The following is a 20,548-nucleotide window of genomic DNA, read 5'->3' on the forward strand; positions in this document are numbered from 1 at the left end:
GCCCGTAGCGTCCGGGCGGGGCGCCGCCTACCGGCCCTCGGCCGCCGGCGGGGCCTTGTCGGCGGGCTTGCCCTTCACCGCGTACATCTCGCGGTCGGCGTGGCGGTACAGGGCGTCGGCGTCGGTGCCGTCGCGGGGGTAGAGGGCCAGGCCGATGGAGGCGGTGACCTCGAGCGCCCGGTTGCCGATGCGCACGCTGGTGTTCACCTCGGCGCCCATCTTGCGGGCGAGGCGCTCGGCCATCTGCACCGAGGGGAGGTCGGCCAGGATGACGCCGAACTCGTCGCCGCCCAGGCGGGCCACGGTGTCGCCGGGGCGCACGGCGGCGGCGAGCTGGCGGGCCACGCTGCGCAGGAGCTCGTCGCCGGTGGCGTGGCTGAAGGTGTCGTTGACCTTCTTGAAGTTGTCGAGGTCGATGTAGAGCACCCCCACCAGGCGGCCCTTCTCCTCGGCGCGCTGCATGGCCTGGGTGAGGCGCTGCTGGTAGAGCATGCGGTTGGGGAGCTTGGTGAGGGGGTCGTGGGTGGCCTGGTACTCGAGCTGCTCGATGAGGCCCTGGCGGTCGACGGCGATGGCGGCGAGGTCGGCGACGATGTGCGCGGCGCGCACGTCGGGCTCGAGGGGGCTGGGGCTGATGACGGTGAGCGCGCCCAGCACCACCTCCTTGGAGGTCACGGGGAGGGTGAGGGCGCTGCGGTAGCCGCTGCGCAGCAGCAGTTGGCGGGCGGGGTCGTCGAGGTGCTGCTCCTGCTCGAAGTCGGGCATGGCCGAGGCCTCGCCCTCCTGCACGCGGTAGCCCAGCGGCCCCGTCGCGCCCGCCTCGAAGAAGCGGCGCAGGGTCTCGGGGAGGTTGGCGCTGGCAGCGAAGCGCACCCGCCCGCTCTTGAGCACCTGGATGGCGCAGGCCACCTCGGGGAGCTGGGCGGCGAGCATCTCCATGAGCACCTCGAGGATGTCCTCCAGCTCGGCCCCCCGCGCGATGAGCTCCAGGGCCAGGTTGCGGTCGCGCTCGAGCCGCACCGCGCGCTTATGGTCGGTCACGTCCACGATCAGGCCGCGCAGCCGCACGGTGCCGTCCACCTCGCGCAGCGCCGAGATGCGGTCCTGGAACCAGTGCAGCCGCCCGTCCTTGTCGAGGGCGCGGTACTCGACCTCGGCGGTCTCGAGGGTGATCGCCAGGGTGCGCAGGCGCTGGGCCACCTGCTCGAAGTCGCTGGGGTAGAGCACCCTGGGCCACACGCTCTTCTCGCGCGGGCCCAGGAACTCGCTCATGCCGTAGCCCAGCACCCGCTCGATCTGGCGGCTGACGAAGGTGAAGACCAGGCTGTCCTTGTGGAGCTCGGCCTCCCACACCACGCCCTCGAGGCTGTTGACGAGCTCCTGGTAGAGCGTGCGCGACTTGCGCAACTCCTCCTCGGCCCGCTGGCGCTCGGCGAGCTCGGTCTTGAGCTGGTCGAAGAGGTGGGCGTTCTCCAGCAGCGGGGAGGCGGCCCTCGAGACCGCCTCCACCAGCACGATCTCGCTGCGCCCGAACTTGCGCGGCTCGTAGCTGTCGAGGCCCAGCGTGCCCACCACCCGGTCCCCCGCCAGGATGGGCACGATCAGCATGGACACCACCCCGAAGTGCCTGGCGGCCTCGCGGCCCGCGCCCATGCGGGGGTCGTTCTGCGCGTCGAGCACGGCCACGGGCTTGCGGGTCTTGATGACCTTCTGGGTGATGACGTTGCCCTTGAGGGGGATGCGGTCGTTGAGGCCGGTGCGGTGCTCGCCGCCGAACTCGGCCACCACCGTGAGGTGCTGCCCGTCCTCCGACATGCGCGCGAAGCCCGCGTGCTGCACGCCCACCACCTCCACCAGCTCGCTGCAGATGACGTTGAGCACCGTGAGGGGCTCGAGCGGCGCCCCCGAGGTGGCGACGATCTGCTTGAGCATGGTGGCCTCGCGCAGCCTTCGCTCGAGTTCGCTTTTGCTGAGGGCGGTGACGGGGTTGGGGCGGGGCTGGGCTTTCATAACGCGCGCCGGGTGGTGCTTACCGAAGAGAGATCATACCCTTTTTGTGCTCTTCGCCCCGGTTTTATGGGAAAACGGAAAATTTCGCGAGACGCGGCGGGGTGATCGGGGCCGCTGACCAAACCCCGCCAAAGGCGATAGGCTTGAAGCCGTGCGCCTGGTTGAACGACAGCCCCACATCGACCTCGAGGCCCTGCTCGCCCAGTTCGTGCCGCCGCCGCGCTACAGCCGTGCCACCTTCGACTCCTACCACCCCGACCCCCGCTTCTCCTCCCAGGCCGCGGCCAAGGAGCGCCTGAGCCGCTGGGTGCGCGACCGGCCGCAAGGCTTCTTCCGCAAGAAGCTGCCCGACCCCCGCGGCATCTACCTCGACGGGGGCTTCGGGGTGGGCAAGACCCACCTCCTGGTGGCGGCCTACTGGCAGGCCCCCGGCCCCAAGGCCTACCTCTCCTTCGAGGAGCTCACCTACGCGGTAGGCCTGATGGGCATGGCCCAGGCGGTCGAGCGCTTCGGGGGCCTGGCCTACCTCTTCATCGACGAGTTCGAGCTCGACGACCCCGGCAACGCCCAGATGGTCACCAACCTGCTGGGCCAGACCATGGAGCGGGGCCTGCGGGTGGCCGCCACCTCCAACACCCAGCCCAGCGCCCTGGGCCAGGGGCGCTTCAACGCCGAGCAGTTCCGCATCCAGATCCAGAGCCTGGCCCGCCGCTTCGCGGTGGAGACCATCGACGGCGAGGACTACCGCCACCGCGACTTCCATCACCCGCCCTTGCCCCTCGAGGCGGAGGAGCTCGAGGAGCTCTACCACGAGGAGACCCGGGCGGCCAGCTACGACTCCTTCGGCGAGCTGTTCTACCTGCTGCGCGGCCTGCACCCCATCCGCTACCGCTACCTCTTCGAGTCGCTCGAGGTCGTCTACCTCGAGGGCCTAGCCCCCATCCCCGACCTCAACGATGCCCTACGCTTCGTGCACTTCGTCGACAAGCTCTACGACCGCGGCCTCCAGCTCCGGGCCTCGGGGGTGCCGCTGGAGCAGATCTTCCTCGAGAGCTACCGCCACGGGGCCTTCGCCAAGAAGTTCGGCCGCTGCCTCTCGAGGCTCGCCGAGCTGCTGTCGGGCGCTACCCGGGCTAGCGCGCCCGTGCCGCAGGGCTGAAGGCCAGGTCCCAAATCCGCGAGAGCCAGCCCTCGCCGCCGTCGCCCAGGACGGTTGCCGGGGCCGGGTTGCCCGACTGCCGCAGGTCGGCGGGGGCGTAGCGCTCGAAGGTGCGGCGCGCGTAGCAGCTCACCCACAGCCCGCCCTGGTTGTCGAGGGCCAGATCGACGGGGTCGCAGCCGGGGACGCCGACCCGGACCCCGGGGGCGGGTTTGCCGGAGCGCTGCACGTCGCCGGCGGCGTAGTGCGCCAGCAGGTCGAGGCCGGTGTGGGCTACCCACAGGTCGCCGCCGGGCTCGAGGGCCATGGCCATGAGGGCGTTGGGCGGGTCTTTGGCGAGCTCCAGCTCCAGCCGCACCTCGGGCGTGACCTTCCCGGAGGCCAGGAGCTGCCCCGGCGCGAAGCGCACCACGGTCTTGGAGAGGCCGGAGGCGTTGACCACCCACGCGCCGCCCGCGGGGTCGAGCTGCAGGTCGGCCACGTCGCCCAGGCCGCCGGGGCTCGAGCTCCGCACGACCACGGGGGCCGGCGCGCCGTCGGCCCGCAACTGCTCGGGCGAGTAGACCAGCAAGGCGGCGCGCGCCCGCTCGGCCACCACCAGCCGCCCGTCGCTCAGGAAGGCCAGCGCTTCGGGCTCGAAGGGCAGGCCCGCGGGGTCGTCGTAGGTGAGCGTGACGCTGGGCACGGCCTCGCCGCCGGGCTCGAGCTGCTCGGGCGCGTACTTGTAGATCGCCGCGTTGTAGAGCGCCCCGCAATTGCCCACCCACAGCGCCCCCTGGGGGTCCACGGCGAGGCCGCAGGGGTCGGTGAGGGGCCGCTCGCTGGTGCCGCGCAGGGTGAGGTCGGGCGGGAGGGTGCTGCTCGCCTCGAGCCGTCCGGCGGCATAGGCGGCCACCTCGGCCGCGTCCCGCCGCAGGAACCACAAGAACCCGCTCCCCGGCAGGCGCGGCCCGTAGCTCACCGCTGCCTCGGCGAGCGCCCCGGGCCGGACCTGGACGGTGGGGGTGAGGGTTTCGCCCCGGTAGGCCTCGTCCACCAGGGCGCCCGGCTTGCGGGCCGGGTAGGGCGTGAGGGAATAGGTGCCGGGAGGGAGGGTGAGCGTCGTGCTCTGGCCGGCCTCGAGCCGCGCCCCCTGGCCCTCGACCACGACCCGGGGCTCGAGGCCCCCCTCAGCGACGACGACGAGCCGCAGCCGGCCCTCAGGCACGGCGCACCCGGCGAAAAGGAGGACGAACACCCACAGCGACCGTCGTTTCACCCACACCCCCGTCTCCCGGGACCAGACACCCGCCGGGCACACCCCAAGGGTATCCTGGGGCCATGAAGATCACCACCATCGTCCTCGACTCCGTGGGCCTGGGCTACCTCCCCGACGCCGCCCGCTTCGGCGACGAGGGGGCCGACACCCTCGACCACACGGTGCTCAAGACCGGCGTGGAGCTGCCCAACCTGGCCGCGCTGGGCCTGGGCCGCGTGCCCGGGGTCCACAGCCTGCCCCCGGCGGAGGCCCCCCAGGGCGCCTTCGGCCGCATGGCCGAGGTCAACCCGGGCAAGGACACCTCGACGGGGCACTGGGAGTTCGTGGGCATCCGGCTCGAGCACCCCTTCCAGGTTTTTCCACAGGGTTTTCCACAGGACTTCCTCCGGCGCTACGCCGAGCGCATCGGCGTGGGGGGCTGGCTGCTGAACCAGCCCTACTCCGGCACCGACGCCATCCGCGACTACGGCGACGCCCACCTCGAGACCGGCTTCCCCATCGTCTACACCTCCGCCGACTCGGTGTTCCAGGTGGCCGCCCACGTCGGCAAGGTGGGGCTCGAGACCCTCTACGAGTGGTGCCGCGTGGCCCGCGAGATGCTGGTGGGCCCGCTGGCCGTCGCCCGCGTGATCGCCCGCCCCTTCGAGGGCGATCCCGGCTACTACGCCCGCCGCGAGGACCTGCGCAAGGACTTCGCCCTCGAGCCCCCTCCCAACGTCCTCGACGTGCTCAAGGGGGCCGGGCTCGAGGTGGTGGGGGTGGGCAAGATCCCCGACATCTACGCCCACCGCGGCTTCACCCGCGAGGTGAAGTCGAAGGACAACGCCGACGGGGTCGCCCGCACGCTGGGGCTCATGCAGCAGGACTTCTCGGGCTTGGTCTTCACCAACCTCGTTGACTTCGACGCCAAGTTCGGCCACCGCCGCAACCCCGAAGGCTACGCCGCCGCCCTGCGCGACTTCGACACCGCCCTCCCCGGCATCCTGGCCGGGCTGGGGCCCGACGACTACCTCTTCATCGTCTCCGACCACGGCAACGACCCCACCTGGCGCGGCACCGACCACACCCGCGAGTACGGCATGCTCCTGGCGGTAGGGCCGGGCCTGGCCGGGCGGGACCTGGGCACCCGCGAGACCTTCGCCGACCTGGCGGCGACGTGGGCAGGGTTGTTCGGGCTCGAGTGGGGAGGGCCGGGGAAGCGGATTGTTTGAGGCTGTGTCGCATTAGCCTTGCGACCAGCTCGAGGTCGCTACGAGCTTCGAAACCTGTTCGCAGACTCCCTCGAACTCCTCCAATACTTCGCTGTTGGTGAAGCGCAAAATCTTCAAACCTAGCCCCTCGAGGACAGCCGTGCGCTCGGCATCGTAAGCTTGCCCATCCTCGGTGAAATGTGAGTGTCCATCTACCTCGATCACCAGCTTGCGTTCGGCACAGTAGAAATCCACGACGTACTGATCAATCGGGCGCTGGCGCAACCAGCGGGGCTCGAGGGTTCGTAAATAGGCCCATAACTTCCGCTCGGCAGCGGTCATGTTTTTGCGAAGTTCTTTAGCACGCTCTATAAGCTTGGGGTTGTAGGTCAGGAAGCGGCGAGGCATGGCGGAGTTATTCTGCCTGAGAATACCTCCAAAAATTAACCTCCCTTTTGAAGGGTTATCCCCCCTATCCCCCCTTGTTAAGGGGGGAATTGACTGCTGGGCACGGTAAAACTTTGGGTTTCCTGCCCTATTGTGCCTTCACCAAGCCGTGAAAAGCCCCCCTTAACAAGGGGGGTTGGGGGGATAGAGCGAGGGCGCTCGAGCTATTGCACCACGATGTTGAGCAGCTTCCCCGGCACGTAGATCTCCTTCACCACCTGCTTCCCGTTGATGTGCACCTGCACGTTGGGGATCTCGCGGGCGATGCGCTTGATCTCGTCCTCGCTGGCCTGCACGGGGACGGTGGCCTTGCCGCGCACCTTGCCCGAGACCTGCACCACCAGCTCGAAGGCGTCGGCGACCAGGGCGTCTTCGTCCACGGCGGGCCAGCGGGCCCCGAAGACGGAGGAGTCGTGGAACTGGTGCCACAGCTCCTCGGCGATGTGGGGGGCGAAGGGGGCGAGCATCTGCACGTAGCTGAGCGTGGCGAGGCGGAACACCGGGGTGACCGGGTTCTCCTTGCGGTAGTCGTACATCGCGTTGAGCAGCTCCATCAGCGCGGCCACGGCGGTGTTGAAGCGCAGGGCCTCGATGTCCTCGCCCACCTTCTTGATGGTCTGGTGCAGCTTCTGGTAGAGCGCCTTGTCGGGGCCGCCGAGGGCCTTGGGCTCGTGGACGTCGCCCTGGGCCTCGAGCTCGGGCAGGTTCTCGGCCACCAGGCGCCAGACCCGGTTGAGGTAGCGCCAGGCGCCCTGCACGCCCTCCTCGGTCCAGATCATCTCGTTCTCGGGTGGCGCGGCGAAGAGGATGGTGATGCGGGCGATGTCGGCGCCCTGCTCGCGCACGAAGGGCCCCACCATCACGCCGTTGCCCAGGCTCTTCGACATGGTGGCGGGCTTCCAGAAGTGGGTGCTGCCGTCGTCGTGAGTGCGCAGCTCGGCCCCGCTCTTGCGGGCTTCTTCCACGGTGAGGGTTTCGGGGATGTCCAGCTTGACCCGGCGCTCGGAGGTCAGGAAGCGGATCTCGTCGCCGCTCACCTCCACCGGCCCCACGTCGGTCCAGCCCTGCACCATTCCCTGGGTGAAGAGGCCCTCGAAGGGCTCTTCGGCTTCCACCATGCCCAGGTCGTGCAGGAACTTGGTGAAGAAGCGGGCGTAGAGCAGGTGCAAAATGGCGTGCTCGATGCCGCCGATGTACTGGTCTACGGGCATCCAGAAATTGGCCTTCTCGGGGTCGAAGGGCACCTCCTCGTTGCCCGCGTCGGCGTAGCGCAGGAAGTACCAGGACGAGTCGATGAAGGTGTCCATGGTGTCGGTGTCGCGCCGCGCCTTGCCGCCGCACTTGGGGCAATCGACCTCGTAGAACTCGGGGTGAGCGGCCAGGGGGCTCTTGCCCTTGGGCCGGATGTCCTCCACGTCCTTCAAGGTGGGGAGCACCACCGGCAACTGCTCGTAGGGCACCGGCACGATGCCGCAGCTATCGCAGTGGATCATGGGGATGGGCGTGCCCCAGTAGCGCTGGCGGCTGATGAGCCAGTCGCGCAGGCGGTAGTTGACCTTGCCCTCGCCGATGCCCTGCTCCTCCATCCAGGCGATGATCTTCTTCTTGGCGTCCTCGACGTGGAGGCCGTCCAGGAAGCCGGAGTTGATGGCCGGGCCGTCCTCGGTGTAGGCCTTGCCCTGCCAGTCGGCGGGGGGCTGCACGGTGCGGACGATCTCGAGCCCGAACCGCTCGGCGAACTCCCAGTCGCGCTCGTCCTGGCCCGGCACCGCCATGATCGCGCCGGTGCCGTAGCCCGAGAGCACGTAGTCGGCGATCCAGACCGGAATTTCCTTGCCGTTGGCCGGGTTGATGGCGTAGGCCCCGGTCCAGACCCCGGTCTTCTCGCGGTCCTCGCGCTGCCGCTCGACCTCGCTCTTCATGCGGGTGGCCGCGACGTAGGCCTCCACGGCCTCCTTCTGCTCGGGAGTGGTGATCCGGGCGACGAGCTCGTGCTCGGGGGCCAGCACCATGAAGGTGGCGCCGAAGATGGTGTCGGGGCGGGTGGAGAAGACCCGGATCTTCGCGTCGTGGCCCTTCACCTGGAAGTCGAACTCGGCCCCGGTGCTCCTGCCGATCCAGGCCCGCTGCATGGCCTTGACCTTCTCGGGCCAGCGCGGGAGCTTGTCGAGGTCGTTCAGCAGGCGCTCGGCGTAGTCGGTGATCTTGAGGTACCACTGCTCGAGCTCGCGCTTCTCGACCAGAGCCCCCGAGCGCCAGCCGCGCCCGTCGATGACCTGCTCGTTGGCCAGCACGCTCTGCTCGACCGGGTCCCAGTTGACGTAGCTCTTCTTGCGGTAGGCCAGCCCCTTCTCGTACATCTTGAGGAAGATCCACTGGTTCCACTTGTAGTACTCGGGGGTGCAGGTGGTGACCTCGCGGCTCCAGTCGTACTGGATGCCCATCAGCGCCAGCGACTCCTTCGACTGCTTGATGTTGCCGAAGGTCCAGTCGGCGGGACTCACGCCGAACTTCAAGGCCGCGTTCTCGGCGGGCAGGCCGAAGGCGTCCCAGCCGAAGGGGTGCAAGACCGAGTAGCCCTGCTGGGTGCGCCATCGGGCCAGCACGTCGCCCATGGTGTAGTTCTTGAGGTGGCCCATGTGCAGGTCGCCCGAGGGGTAGGGGAACATCACCAGGACGTAGCTCTTGTTGGCCCCGCCCTCCTGCGCCTTGAGCAGGCCGGTCTGCTGCCAGTACTTCTGCCACTTGGGCTCGAGCTCGTGGGGGTTGTATCTGTCCATGCTCATCCTTTTCGTTCCTCTCTTTAGCAGGGGTCCCCGAACCGGACGGTCGCCGCGTTCCGCTTTGTGGAGCGCGCCACCGCTAGGAGTGCCTGCGGCTCGAGTCCGGCTCGGGGTACTAAAAATCCCCCTTCACGCCGAAGGGGGAGGCCGGACACCTGGCTTCTTAGCAGGGGCCTCCCGGTAGTTCTAGTAGCCGTCCGGCGAACTTCATGGGGCCATGATAACACGCTTTGACGGCGGGGGGCTCGAGAAGCGCAAGCCTCAGCGCCGGGCTGGGCCCGGCGCTACGTGAGGGTTACATTAAGGTTCCAGCCTGAATTTGGCCAACGCGGGAAGACAATCGTCCGGTAGCGTAGAACTCGGGTAACGAAGCTATAGAACCGGGCCAGAAGACAGGTTGTACGGTTACCCGCTGCTCATGAGGTCTGGCCCGAACTCGTGCGGAGTAATGAGGAGGCGTATGAAACTGCAAGTAAAGCTGTTCGGTCTGGTGGCCGCCCTCGGCATCCTGGCGGCGTGCTCGGGCGCTCCCAACCTGAGCAACAACGTGCCGGGCGTTCCCTCGGACTCGCCCACCAGCTTCAGCCAGAGCCAGGCCAGCGCAAACAAGAGCGCTCTGGTCGGAGCCATAAACCAGATTGCGGTGGGCCTGACCGGCGACTTCGGCCCTAGCTCCGCCAGCCCGACGGAAGCAGCGGCGGCCCTGGTGGAGAAGGAATACCCCACGGTAGCCAAAGACCTCCGACGGGTTCAGCTCACGGGCGGGTCCCTCCGGATCCAGGGCACGGCAAATTGCGAGCAAGGTGGCACCGTCACCTTCCCCGACGACGGGGATATCGTAGATAACGACGGGGACGGCATCCCGGTCTACGCGGAGATCCGCTACAACAACTGCAAGGAAGACGGCGTGACCGCCAACGGCCTGCTCCTGGGGATGCAGGATAAGAACGACAGCAACCCGGCGAGCGGCTTTACCTTCCTCATCGACCTCAGCCTGACCGACGGCACCGACACCGCCCGGTTGGCCCTGGGCATCGACTATACCCCCGGGGCGGGTGGCGCTTACAACGTCCGGTACGGCTACTTGATCCAGGAGAACGACGACAAGCTCGCTTTCGGCGTGAACATGTCCTACACGCCCAAGTCGGACGGCAACAGCGACCCCTACGACGCAGGCTTCGTCAACTTCACCGGCCGCTTCGTGTACAAGGTGGACGGCGAGAACTACGTCCTCGACATGAAGGGCGAGAACCTGGAGCACAGCTCGAGCTGCACCAGCACCTTCGTCAGCGGGAAGGCCACCTTCCAGGACAACGCGGGCAACAAGCTGGTGATCCAGTACACCGGCTGCAACAGCTACACCGTCACCTATAACGGCAACCCCATCTGACACGAGCAAGCATGACCAGGGGGGCAGGCCTGAGCCTGCCCCCTCGCTTTTGGGCCGCTAGCTCACCGGCGGGTCTTTGCGCCGGGTCCCCACGGCCGTCATGATGCCGACGCCCGCCAAAATGATGGCCCCCACGATGATCCACGTCTGGGGAACCCCCAGCAGGTTGGCGCCGTAGATCAGGCCGACCATCAAGACCACGAAACCGATCAGGTACACCGCCATGTTGGACATCGCTACCTCCTATTCTTTTTCTATTCTTTTTCCGGCTTGCCCCCTTCGGGCTCCGACTTGGGCGAGATGGTGCCCGAGGCGGGCAGGGGGTCGCTGGCGGGGAAGGTGTCCTCGAGCGCCTCATCGAGGTCTTTCTCGCTCATATCCTCGGGGGTCTTGTCCGGGATGATGGCTGAATCCTCGTTGGGGTGTTTGTGCGTACCATCCATAACGCAACCGTAGGGCCCCAAGCTTAGGCATAACTGTTGGCGGGCTGAGGGCAAATGCGAGCGGAGTCCTAACGCCGGGGGAGGGGTTGTGGGTTGAATAACCCTGGTTGTGGACAAGGAGGTACGGTATGGAATCGGGCCGTCAGGATTTGTACCGCTACGTCGTCGAGGAATTCGCCGAGGATTACCGTGAGGGCGAGCTCGAGCGCCGGGAGTTCCTGCGCCGCATGGTGCTGCTGGGCGGCGGGGTGGGCGGGGCGCGGGCCCTGCTGGCCTCGCTGGGCATCGCCGGGGTGAGCACGGCCGAACTGGCGCAGGCGCAGGAGGGGGCGGCGCAGGCCACCCCGCCGCAGGGTCAGCCGCTCGTAGACCCCAACGACCCCGCGATCGAGGCCGGGATGATCGAGTACCAGGCCCGCGGCTTCACCCACGTGGCCTATCTGGCCAAGCCGAAAGGGGTCACGGCCGCGCCGGGCATCCTGGTGATCCACGAGAACCGGGGGCTGCAGCCGCACATCCAGGACGTAGCCCGCCGCCTCGCCAAGGCGGGGTATATCGCCCTGGCCCCCGACCTCGTCTCCAAGATCGGGGGCACGGCCCGGACCACCGACACTGCCCAGATCTCCAGCTTCCTGGCCCAGACCCCGGGCGACGAGCACGTCGCCAACCTGCTCGAGGCCCTCAAGGTGCTCAAGGCCACGCCGGGCGTGCAGGCCGACCGGCTGGGCGCGGTGGGCTTCTGCTTCGGCGGCGGCCTGACCTGGCGACTGGCGACCGAAGCCCCCGAGCTCAAGGCCGCCGCGCCCTTCTACGGCCCCGCCCCCGACCTCGCCAAGGTGCCCAATATCAAGGCCGCGGTGCTGGGCATCTACGGCGGCAACGACGCCCGCATCAACGCGGGGATCCCGGCGCTCGAGGAAGCGCTCAAGAAGGCCAACGTTCGCTACCAGATCAAGATCTACGAGGGCGCCAACCACGCCTTCCACAACGACACCGGCGCCAACTACAAGAAGGACGCCGCCGAGGACGCCTGGCGCATGACGCTCGAGTGGTTCAAGACCCACCTGTAGGCCGGTGGAAAGCGCGGGCGGCGGGCTGTGGCCCGCCGCCGTTTCGAGGGTTAGCCGCTACTTGGCCTGGAGTTTAGGCGTCAGGAAGGCGTTGGTGTAGAACTCGGTCGCCGGGAGGCTGGTGTTCACGCGCCCGGTGGCCTTGAGCAGGCTCAGGCTGCTGACCCAGGCCTGGGGGTTGGAGAAGCCCAGCCCCGCCTGGCGGCTGTAGGGCGACTCGTAGAGCCGGACGGAGGCAGTGAGCACCCGGTAGCGCAGTTCGTCGAGGTTCTGCACGTACTTCTTGGCGGCCTCGAAGGCCTTGCGGGGGTTGGCGAGGGTGAAGGCCATGGCCTCCTGCGAGGCGCTGAGGAAGCGGCGGGCGAGGTCGGCGTTCTCGAGCACCTTGTCGGTGCTGATGACGCCGTTGCCCGGCGAGCGGTTGTAGGGCCCGGCGGGGATCACGTTGAGCTTGACCCCCTGGCTCTGCAGGAAGACCGGCTCGTTGTTGACGAAGCCCATCGCCACGTCCACCCGCTTCTGCACGACGGCCTCGGCCTGGGTGAAGCCGATGTTGACGATCTTGACGTCGCTTTCCTTCAAGCCTGCCGCCCGCAGGATGGCCTGCAAGGAGGTCAGCGAAACCCCGAACATCCCCGGCATGCCGATGGTCTTGCCCTTGAGGTCGCGCACCGACTTGATGTTCTTCTCGGCCAGCGAGAAGAGGGCGTTGGGCACCGACTGGTACAGCGCCATGACGTACTTGAGCGGGATGCCCTGCGCCCGCAGCGCGATCACGTCCTCGGCGTCGGCGACCACGAAGTCGAGCTTGCCCTGCGCGAGCAGGGGGTAGAGCTCGCTGGCGAAGCCGTGCTGGAACTCGACCTCGAGCCCCTTCTTCCCGTAGATCCCCTCCACCACCCCCGCGTAGAACGGCGCGAACTGCACGTCGGGCAGGTAGCCCAGCCCCACCCGCACCTTTTCGGCCTGAGCCAGCGAGAAGACCAACACCAGGACCAGAAAGACCCACTTTTTCATCTGAGCAAACCTCACGTCACACGTGCGACCCAGGGCGGAACCCGGCCAGGCACGAACCGGCCGACGCCACGGAAAGCCAAGCGTTGTGTGGGGTTTGCGGTTATGAGGTGTTGCACATGCCTCGCGCTCGAGCCAGGTGACTCGAGCTTCACTCCTTCTCCCATCCCGACTGTCACGGTCGGCCCCGGAGTTTCACCGGGTCGGGCCTGGATGTGCCGCAGATTTCCAGGCTTCGCGGGCTGTACCGCCGGTGGAGATTTGCACTCCGCCCTGAAGGAATGGGCCTTTCGGCCCGCTGTCAGTTTAGCCGCTGGAAGGCCGGGCGAAAAGTAGACCAGGCCAGCCTGGCTATGATGGAAGAACCTTGGCCGAGTTCGATCCGTCTGAGGTCATGGCTTTGGCCGGTCTCGAGGTGCAGGACCGGGGCTATGCGTTGTTCAGCCGGGGGATGGTGCTTGAGGGCACCCGGCAGGGCAAGCGCTACAGCGCCCGCATCAAGGGCAGCGCCCCCTACCCCTACCGCGCCTGGATCGACCTGGAAAAGCAGGACTGGGGCTGCTCGTGCCCCTACACCTGGGGCCCGGTGTGCAAGCACGTGGTGGCGGTGGCCTACGCCATCCAGGAAGCTCCTGAGATCTTCCAAGCCAAGCGCAGGCGGAAGAAAAAGACAGCAGACCCCAAGCAGTTAGCCCTGCAAGAACTCTCCGACGAAGCCCTGCTGGAACTCCTCTGGGAACTGGCTGAACAGCGTCCGGAGTTGATGGAAGAGTTCGCCTATAACCTGCTGCAACGGACGAGGGAGGAATGGGGTTGACCCGCAAGCTGCTCGTCCTGGACCTGGACGAGACCCTGTTCCATGCAGCTCGGAGGCCGCTCGAGCGAGCTCCCGACCTCATCCTGTTTGACTATTTCGTCTACTGGAGGCCTTACGCCCAGCACTTCATCGCCTCGGTGGCCTCTTGGTACGAGGTGGCGGTCTGGAGCTCGGCGGGCAAGCTCTATGTTGAGCGGGCGCTCGAGGCTCTCGTCCCTCCGGGTATCCTGCTGAGCTTCGTCTGGAGCCGGGAGCGCTGCACCCAGGGCTACGACCCGGCCACGGGAGAGCACTACTGGATCAAGGACCTGAAGAAACTGCGGCGGCGGGGCTACCGCCTCGAGCACGTCCTCGTGGTCGACGACAGCCCGGAGAAGCTGGAGCGCAACTACGGGAATTGGGTGCCGGTCCGGCCCTACCTCGGCGCGGCCGACGACACGGAATTGCTTGAGCTAATCCCCTACCTCGAGCACTTGAGCGGTGTGGAGAACGTCCGGACGGTCGAGAAGCGGTACTGGCGCGGTGGCTCCTACCGCCTGCGGTAACGCAGCACCCAGTACTCCAGCAGCGTCACCAGCCCGTACAACGCGATGCCCAGCACCACGTTGACCCCCACCGCCGCGAAAGCGTTGGCGTAGCGGAACGACAGCCGCTCGGTGTTGGCGAAAGCCCCCAGGCCCTCGCCCTGGAAGGTGAAGTCGGCGACCACGGCGCCGATGAGGGCGAGCGAGACGGTGAGGCGCAGGCCGCCCAGGAGCACGGGGAGGGCGCCGGGGAGCTCGAGCTTGGTCAGGATGCCCCAGGGATTGGCCCCGATGGTCTGGAAGACCTCGCGGTAGGTGCGGTCCACCTCGCGCACGCCGACCATGGTCGAGACCATCACCGGGAAGATCGAGATGAGGGTGGTGGTGATGAGCTTGGCCTCGAGGCTGAAGCCGAACCAGATCACCAGCAGCGGGGCCACGATCACGGTGGGGATGGCCTGCAGGGCCACGATGAAGGGGGAGAGCAGCCGCTCCATGGTGCGCAGGCGGCCCATCAGGTAGCCGATGGGGGTGCCGATGAGCAGCGACCACAACACCCCCAGCGCGGCGATCTGGAGGGTGGCCAGGGCGCTTTGGGCCAGTTGGGGGGCGTTCTGCAGTGCGGCCTGCCAGACCGCCAGGGGCGAGGGGAAGAACAGGGGGATGCGGGCGGAGAGCAGCGTCCAGCTCAGCAGCAGCAGGCCGGTGAGGCCCAGCACGCCCAGCAATTCCCAGGGCGGGCGCAGCGGCTTGGCGGGGGGCTCGACGTGGGTGGAGTCGGCCACGCCCAGCCGGGCGCGCAGCTCGGCCTCCACGCCGTCGGTGAAGGCGGTGATGCGGCCCTCGTCGCGGGTGTCCAGCACGGTCTCGATCACGCCGCCCTTCAGCACCACCACCCGGTCGGCCAGGTAGACCGCCTCGCGGATGGAGTGGGTGACGAAGAGGATGGTCTTGCCGCTCTTCTTGTGAAGCTCCTTGAGCTCGAGGTTGAAGCGCTCGCGCACCAGCGCGTCGAGGGCGGCGAAGGGCTCGTCCATCAGCAGCACCTCGGAGTCCTGGGCCAGGGCGCGGGCGATGGCGACGCGGGCCTTCATGCCCCCCGAGAGCTGGTGGGGGTAGAGGTGCAGGTAGGGCTTCATGCCCAGGTGGGTGCTGACCCTGCCGCGCCCGGTGAGCTCGATGGGCAGCCGGATGTTCTGCTCGACGGTGCGCCAGGGCAGCAGGCGGTAGTCCTGGAAGACCACGGCCGGCTGGCCGCTCACGCTGACCTCGCCGCCGTGGGCCTTTTGCAGCCCGGCCACCACCCGCAGCAGCGTGCTCTTGCCGCCGCCCGAGGGCCCGATGATGGCGATAAACTCGCCCTTGGCGACCTCGAGGTCCACCCCCCGCAGCACCGCGCGGCCGTCGAACTGCACCGAGACCTGGCGCAGCCGGATGGCCGGGTCCTGGGTGGCTGGGGGGGGTAGGGTAGGCGAGGGCAGGCTCACGCCTATAGCATAAGGACCCTCGAGGCCCGCACTGAAAGGGGCCTTACAGGCCGCTCGGGCAGACGGTGAGCGCTGTTCAGGGGGGTGTTAGCCCTTCTAACGTGTTCCAAAGGCTTCTCATTCATCGCATGAGAAGATTGAGAAGTTCGTTTGTGGAGGTGATATGCGCATTTGGGTTCGATCAACGGCTTTAGTCCTCACGGCGCTGGCGCTCAGCTCGTGCAACCTGTCGGGCGGCGGCGATGGTAAGGGTTTCCAGACCTTCAGGCCCGGCAGCACGCTGGAGATCAACCAGCAACTGACCATTAACGTCGTCTTTGTAGGGTATGAGGAGGGCAACGGCCCCCGGCAGGTCAACCTCGACGAGTTCAAGAAGGTGCTGCCTGCGGGGTACAGCGCCGTAAACCGCTACCCCACCTTCTACCTGGAAAAGCCCGCCAAGGAGCTGACCGGGACGAGCTTCACCTACAAGTACAACATCAAGTTCGCCCCCCAGGCCTTCGAGGACGAGTTCTTCGCCAAGCTGAACGAACTGGCCCAGAAGCAGCCGCTGACGCTGTACCAGGAGTCCTACAACTGCCAGGCCGACCTGGCCGCCGGCGAGCCCTGCCCCGGCGACGCCCCCAACGTCAGCAAGAAGATCACCGAGAATTACTGGATCGACGCCTTCCAGACCGAGAAGTGGCTGGTCGAGAACGCGGGCAAGGCCGGGGTAGACCCCAAGAACTACACCGTGTTCTTCGTCAACTGGTACGGCCGCCCCGACTTCAAGCACCACGTCTACGTCAAGACCGACGAGCCCGACCCCGACACCGGGTTCAACTTCGGCGAGATGCTCGCTTCGCGCAAGATGAGCGCCTGGGGCGGCAGCATCCCCGACGACCGCCAGGGGCCCGGCGCCTCACTGGGCAGCACCGCCCGCGTCTGGTTCCACGACCTCTCGGCCGGCCCTGAGGCCCAGAGCGACAACTGGGACATCACCCGCGCCGACCTCGACGGCGACGGCAAGACCGACTACCGCATGCCGCCGGTGTGGGAGTACGGCAACCCCAAGCTCACCTACCGCCCCTTCAACGACCTCTCCGGCGACCTGGGCAAGATCACCCGTTACGTGGCGATCAACCTGCTCTTCACCCCCTCGCCGCTCTACCGCGTGACCCTCACCCCGCACCAGATCCCCGACGACATCCTGCTCAACGTCAACTTCTACAACGAGGCGGCGGCCGGGGATAAGGGGCAAGACCTCTTCGACCCCGACCTCACCGTGGCGCTGCTGAAGGCGCTGCAGCCGATCAACGACTTCGCCGCCACCGTCCGCGAGCTCACCTACGACGCCCAGGCCCAGTGCGCCTTCGAGTCCTACTTCGACGCCGAGGTCTGCTACCCGCAGTACGCGCTCAGCCAACAGGCCTCGGGTGCCGGCGCCAACGCCTTCATCGACAACCTGCTCGAGATGAAGCAGTCCGGCTTCTTCCAGGGCGGCGCCGACTACGAGATCCCCATCTTCGCCTACAACGTCGCCGGCGACATCCCCTACCTGGGCCTGGCCGACGACGACTGGCGCTCGGGCACCCAGACCCTCATCTACGCGGCCAACAACCCCATCGCCAAGGCCCGCTACGGCTACACCACCACCGTCACCCACGAGGTCGGGCACCACATCGCCCTCTCGCACCCCCACGACGGCTACGACTCGGCGAGCAACAAGGACTACGGCCCCGGCAACGAGTTCTACTACGCCTGGCTGGGCGATATGTCCAACAGCACCATGAGCTACATCGACCTCACCGCCGAGTTCGGGCAGTTCAACCGCGACGCCATGAACCGCTACTTGGTCGCGGCCTACCTCAACTCCAGCGGCGCCATCCTGCAGGCCATGCTCGAGGCCAAGAAGCTCGACCCCAAGGCCGTCCCCGCCCCCCTCAAGGAGGCCGACGCCAAGATGGCCGACGCGCTCAAGGCCTACAAGGCCATGGACTATAGCGCCGCGGTCGTGCAGGCCAAGCAGGCCTACGACATCGTGGTGGCGAGCGCCCTGGCCGCGGGCGTGAGCATCCGCAACTACTGGTTCGAGGGCTACGAGCTCGAGCCCGCCAGCCAGCACGCCGCCCTGCGCGTCTCCAGCGACCTCAAGAGCGCCCCGCTGCCCATCAACGAGTCGAAGGCGCTCGAGCGGCGGATGCGGCCTTGAGGGTGTCCATAGCTGATAGTCGATAGCTGATAGCCGAACGCTAAACGCGGTCGTACGTTCTACGTCGTACGTCGTACGCAAAACGCAAAACGCAGGACGCAAAACGCGAGACGCGGGGGGCGCACCCTAGGGTGCGCCCCCCGCGCCGTTCGTAGCCTCAGGCTGAGGCCGGGAGGCCGGCGGCCTTGAGGAGTTCTTCCACCTTGTCGGTGGCTTCCCAGGGGAAGCCCTCGCGGCCGAAGTGGCCGTAGGCCGAGGTGGCGGTGTAGATGGGCCGCTGGAGGCCGAGGTTCTGGATGATGGCCTTGGGGCGGGCGTCGAAGATCTGCTGCGCGATCTTGGTGATCTGCTCGTCGGGGATGACGCCGGTGCCGAAGGTTTCTACGCGCATGCCCACCGGGCGGGCCTTGCCGATGGCGTAGGCCAGCTCGACCAGGGCGCGGCGGGCCAGCCCGGCGGCCACGATGTTCTTGGCCATGTAGCGGGCGTAGTAGGCCGCCGAGCGGTCGACCTTGGTGGGGTCCTTGCCGCTGAAGGCCCCGCCGCCGTGGGGCACGGCGCCGCCGTAGGTGTCGACGATGATCTTGCGCCCGGTGAGGCCGGTGTCGCCGTGGGGGCCCCCGATGACGAACTTGCCCGAGGGGTTGACGAGGTAGAGGGTCTCCTCGGTGAGGTAGCGCTCGGGGATGGCCTGCCGCATGACCTTCTCGATGACGTCGTGGCGGATCTGCTCCTGGGTGACGTCTTCGGCGTGCTGGGTGGAGATGAGCACGGTGCCGACGTAGAGGGGCTTGTTGTCCTCGTAGACCACCGTCACCTGGGCCTTGCCGTCCGGGCGGAGGTAGGGGATCTCGCCGGTCTTGCGGGCCTCGGCCAGGCGGCGGGTGAGGCGGTGGGCCAGCGAGATGGGCAGGGGCATGAGCTCGGGGGTCTCGTCGATGGCGTAGCCGAACATCAGGCCCTGGTCGCCGGCGCCGGTGTGGTCGAGCTCGTCGCGCGAGCCGAGCTCGCGCCACTCCCACGACTCGTTGACGCCCCCCGCGATGTCGGGGGACTGCTCGTCGATGGCGGTGATCACCGCGCAGGTCTGGCCGTCGAAGCCGAACTTGGCCCGGTTATAGCCGACGTCGATGACGGTCTGGCGCACCAGGCTGGGGATGTCGACGTAGCTCTCGGTGGTGATCTCCCCGGCCACCATCACCAAGCCGGTGGTGACCAGCGTCTCGCAGGCGACCCGCGACTTAGGGTCCTGGGCCAGCATGGCATCGAGGATGGAGTCCGAGATGCGGTCGGCCAGTTTGTCGGGGTGCCCTTCGGTTACCGATTCGGATGTGACCAAGCGCAGCAACTTTCACCTCCTGAAATTGGGTCGACTAATCCTGCTTAGGGTAGCAGGAGACAAAGCCGAAACACTATAGCACCTGCACATCCCCAAGCTGTGAGCCCGGGCCGCGTCACGGCACCCGGCGGAAGCGGACCGCCACCTCGAAGCTGCGCCGCCAGGGGAAGGTGACGTCCAACAGCTCGAGCCGGTCCCCTAAGAACTCAGGCAGCGGTTGTTCGCGCAGGTGGCCCAGCGCCAGCACGTCCACGCCCCCCAGCAGCGGCTCGGCGAAGAAGCGCCGCACCCACGGCCGCCCCACCTCGCCGTAGAGGTACTGCAGGTAGCTCTCGGCCAGGCGGTCGAGGCGGCCCTCGAGGTCGCGCAGGAACAGCCCCCCCTGGGCCAGGGCGCTGCCGAGGTTGTTGGCGGGCGTGCCCCAGGAGGCGTAGCTGGCGAGGTGGGGGTAGCGGCCGATCCCCAGCAGGTAATCCATCAGACGCTTGTCGCCCCGGTTGACCGCGGCGATGTCGGCCACCGCGACCGGGGCCTCGCGTCCGGCCCGCAGCAGGGTGAGCACCGCCTGGCGGGGGTCCTTGCCGGTGTAGACCAAAAGCGCCAGGTCGGGCCGCTCCTCGACCGCCTGCATCCCGCCGCTGGCGAGCAGCCGCCGCACGCTGTCCTCGAGGGGGATCCCCTCGTAGCGGGTGGGCTGGGCCGCCGCGCGGGGGTCGTCGTACCACACCCGCACCCTCAGGCCGGGCGCCAGCGTACGCAGCAGCAGCAACTGCCCGCTCTCGTCGGCGCCGGGGCGGGTGGGCAGGGGAAGGGTGGCGGCTTCTTGCACGGCGGGGGAGCCGGGCAGCGCGTCGTCCCAGGGGGCTTCGACGTGGTCCAGGCCCCAGCCCTCCAGGGCGCGGAGCACCTCGAGGTTGCGCTCGCGGTGCTTGGCGTCAGGGTGGCGGGGGATGACGCCGAAGGCCACCACCCGGCCGCCGAACTTGCCCTTCCAGACCCGCAGCACCGCCAGCCGCGCCAGGGCCTCCGCGGCGGGCAGATCCACCTCGCGGCTCTGCACCAGCCCCCCGTAGGCCAGCGCGTCCAGGCTCGCCACCAGCCGTTCGCCGGGGGTGTTGATGAGCCAGGTGGAGAGGTCGAGCGGCCGTGCCCCCTCGCGGCCGCGGTACAGCTCGGCCGGGGGGCACTGCACGCGGCCCCAGGTGCAGGGGGTCCAGTTGGGCGGCCGGTTGTCGAGGGGGACGTAGAGGGTTTGGGCGAAGCCGCCGGAGGCGAGCAGCAGGAATAGCAGGAATAGCAGTTTGTGATGAGGTTTCCACTGCGGCGGGGGCGAAGTCATAGGATAGTCATACAAACAAACGTGTGAGGGTAGCTAAGAAAGCGCGAAGGCTATCCCTTACATTCTGCTCTCACGCCTCCGGCTACA

The 20,548-nt window shown here is 67.7% G+C and carries 17 protein-coding genes and 1 riboswitch; of the genes, 7 read left to right on the plus strand and 10 right to left on the minus strand.

The genetic code is table 11. The features are described 5' to 3' along the window. Positions 1–27: 27 nt before the first annotated feature. Positions 28–2,010 (minus strand): diguanylate cyclase domain-containing protein, encoded by a 1,983-nt coding sequence (locus MEICH_RS0118150; RefSeq protein WP_027893767.1) that lies wholly within the window; start codon positions 2,008–2,010, stop codon positions 28–30. 151 nt (positions 2,011–2,161) lie between these two features. Between MEICH_RS0118150 and zapE the strand changes: the two genes are divergently transcribed. Next, the gene (gene zapE, locus MEICH_RS25955; protein WP_036219687.1) at positions 2,162–3,169 is read left to right on the plus strand and encodes a cell division protein ZapE; all 1,008 of its coding nucleotides are present in this window, start codon (positions 2,162–2,164) and stop codon (positions 3,167–3,169) included. Here the strand turns inward: zapE and MEICH_RS0118160 are convergent. Further along, positions 3,144–4,427, minus strand: coding sequence for an NHL repeat-containing protein (locus MEICH_RS0118160; protein WP_157202896.1), 1,284 nt, complete (start codon positions 4,425–4,427; stop codon positions 3,144–3,146). The two genes, zapE and MEICH_RS0118160, sit on opposite strands and share 26 nt — an antisense overlap. Before the next feature lie 62 nt (positions 4,428–4,489). Here MEICH_RS0118160 and MEICH_RS0118165 point away from each other — a divergent pair, with 62 nt between their 5' ends. After that, positions 4,490–5,638 (plus strand): phosphopentomutase, encoded by a 1,149-nt coding sequence (locus tag MEICH_RS0118165; RefSeq protein WP_027893769.1) that lies wholly within the window; start codon positions 4,490–4,492, stop codon positions 5,636–5,638. Positions 5,639–5,650: 12 nt separating this feature from the next. On the opposite strand, the gene MEICH_RS0118170 is transcribed toward MEICH_RS0118165, so the two are convergent. Both MEICH_RS0118170 and leuS read right to left on the minus strand, forming a co-directional pair. Further along, the gene (locus tag MEICH_RS0118170; protein ID WP_027893770.1) at positions 5,651–6,025 is read right to left on the minus strand and encodes an endonuclease domain-containing protein; all 375 of its coding nucleotides are present in this window, start codon (positions 6,023–6,025) and stop codon (positions 5,651–5,653) included. Between the two features lie 203 nt (positions 6,026–6,228). Next, positions 6,229–8,844: a leucine--tRNA ligase gene (gene leuS, locus MEICH_RS0118175; protein WP_027893771.1), complete on the minus strand. Its 2,616-nt coding sequence runs from the start codon at positions 8,842–8,844 to the stop codon at positions 6,229–6,231. A gap of 463 nt (positions 8,845–9,307) precedes the next feature. Between leuS and MEICH_RS0118180 the strand changes: the two genes are divergently transcribed. After that, positions 9,308–10,237 carry a hypothetical protein gene (locus tag MEICH_RS0118180; protein ID WP_027893772.1) on the plus strand — a complete coding sequence of 310 codons (930 nt, stop codon included), beginning with the start codon at positions 9,308–9,310 and terminating at the stop codon, positions 10,235–10,237. Positions 10,238–10,294: 57 nt separating this feature from the next. Here the strand turns inward: MEICH_RS0118180 and MEICH_RS29540 are convergent, their stop codons facing one another. Then, positions 10,295–10,471 carry a hypothetical protein gene (locus MEICH_RS29540; protein WP_027893773.1) on the minus strand — a complete coding sequence of 59 codons (177 nt, stop codon included), beginning with the start codon at positions 10,469–10,471 and terminating at the stop codon, positions 10,295–10,297. A 20-nt stretch (positions 10,472–10,491) separates the two neighbouring features. Then, positions 10,492–10,680, minus strand: coding sequence for a hypothetical protein (locus MEICH_RS25960; protein ID WP_036219688.1), 189 nt, complete (start codon positions 10,678–10,680; stop codon positions 10,492–10,494). A gap of 128 nt (positions 10,681–10,808) precedes the next feature. Here MEICH_RS25960 and MEICH_RS0118195 point away from each other — a divergent pair, with 128 nt between their 5' ends. Further along, positions 10,809–11,750, plus strand: coding sequence for a dienelactone hydrolase family protein (locus MEICH_RS0118195; protein ID WP_027893774.1), 942 nt, complete (start codon positions 10,809–10,811; stop codon positions 11,748–11,750). 57 nt (positions 11,751–11,807) lie between these two features. On the opposite strand, the gene MEICH_RS0118200 is transcribed toward MEICH_RS0118195, so the two are convergent. Further along, positions 11,808–12,767, minus strand: a complete 960-nt coding sequence (locus MEICH_RS0118200; protein WP_027893775.1) for an ABC transporter substrate-binding protein — start codon at positions 12,765–12,767, stop codon at positions 11,808–11,810. A 148-nt stretch (positions 12,768–12,915) separates the two neighbouring features. Continuing rightward, a riboswitch (FMN riboswitch) is annotated at positions 12,916–13,049 on the minus strand. Between the two features lie 109 nt (positions 13,050–13,158). Between MEICH_RS0118200 and MEICH_RS0118205 the strand changes: the two genes are divergently transcribed. Together MEICH_RS0118205 and MEICH_RS0118210 are read left to right on the plus strand one after the other, a co-directional pair. Next, complete coding sequence (locus MEICH_RS0118205) at positions 13,159–13,581, plus strand: SWIM zinc finger family protein (protein ID WP_036219868.1); 423 nt, start codon at positions 13,159–13,161, stop codon at positions 13,579–13,581. Then, the gene (locus MEICH_RS0118210; RefSeq protein WP_027893777.1) at positions 13,572–14,126 is read left to right on the plus strand and encodes an HAD family hydrolase; all 555 of its coding nucleotides are present in this window, start codon (positions 13,572–13,574) and stop codon (positions 14,124–14,126) included. Before MEICH_RS0118205 ends, MEICH_RS0118210 begins: the two co-directional genes overlap by 10 nt. Here the strand turns inward: MEICH_RS0118210 and MEICH_RS0118215 are convergent. After that, positions 14,111–15,592, minus strand: coding sequence for an ABC transporter permease subunit (locus tag MEICH_RS0118215; RefSeq protein WP_027893778.1), 1,482 nt, complete (start codon positions 15,590–15,592; stop codon positions 14,111–14,113). The genes MEICH_RS0118210 and MEICH_RS0118215 overlap by 16 nt on opposite strands. Before the next feature lie 163 nt (positions 15,593–15,755). On the opposite strand from MEICH_RS0118215, the gene MEICH_RS25965 reads away from it, so the two are divergent. After that, positions 15,756–17,783: a zinc metalloprotease gene (locus tag MEICH_RS25965; RefSeq protein ID WP_051304334.1), complete on the plus strand. Its 2,028-nt coding sequence runs from the start codon at positions 15,756–15,758 to the stop codon at positions 17,781–17,783. Positions 17,784–17,940: 157 nt separating this feature from the next. Here the strand turns inward: MEICH_RS25965 and metK are convergent, their stop codons facing one another. Together metK and MEICH_RS0118230 are read right to left on the minus strand one after the other, a co-directional pair. Continuing rightward, positions 17,941–19,128 carry a methionine adenosyltransferase gene (gene metK, locus MEICH_RS0118225; protein ID WP_027893779.1) on the minus strand — a complete coding sequence of 396 codons (1,188 nt, stop codon included), beginning with the start codon at positions 19,126–19,128 and terminating at the stop codon, positions 17,941–17,943. A 109-nt stretch (positions 19,129–19,237) separates the two neighbouring features. Then, positions 19,238–20,461, minus strand: coding sequence for a DUF4127 family protein (locus MEICH_RS0118230; RefSeq protein ID WP_051304335.1), 1,224 nt, complete (start codon positions 20,459–20,461; stop codon positions 19,238–19,240). Positions 20,462–20,548 lie beyond the last annotated feature (87 nt).

This window comes from Calidithermus chliarophilus DSM 9957, from assembly GCF_000430045.1.
GTDB classification, from domain to species: Bacteria; Deinococcota; Deinococci; order Deinococcales; family Thermaceae; genus Calidithermus; species Calidithermus chliarophilus.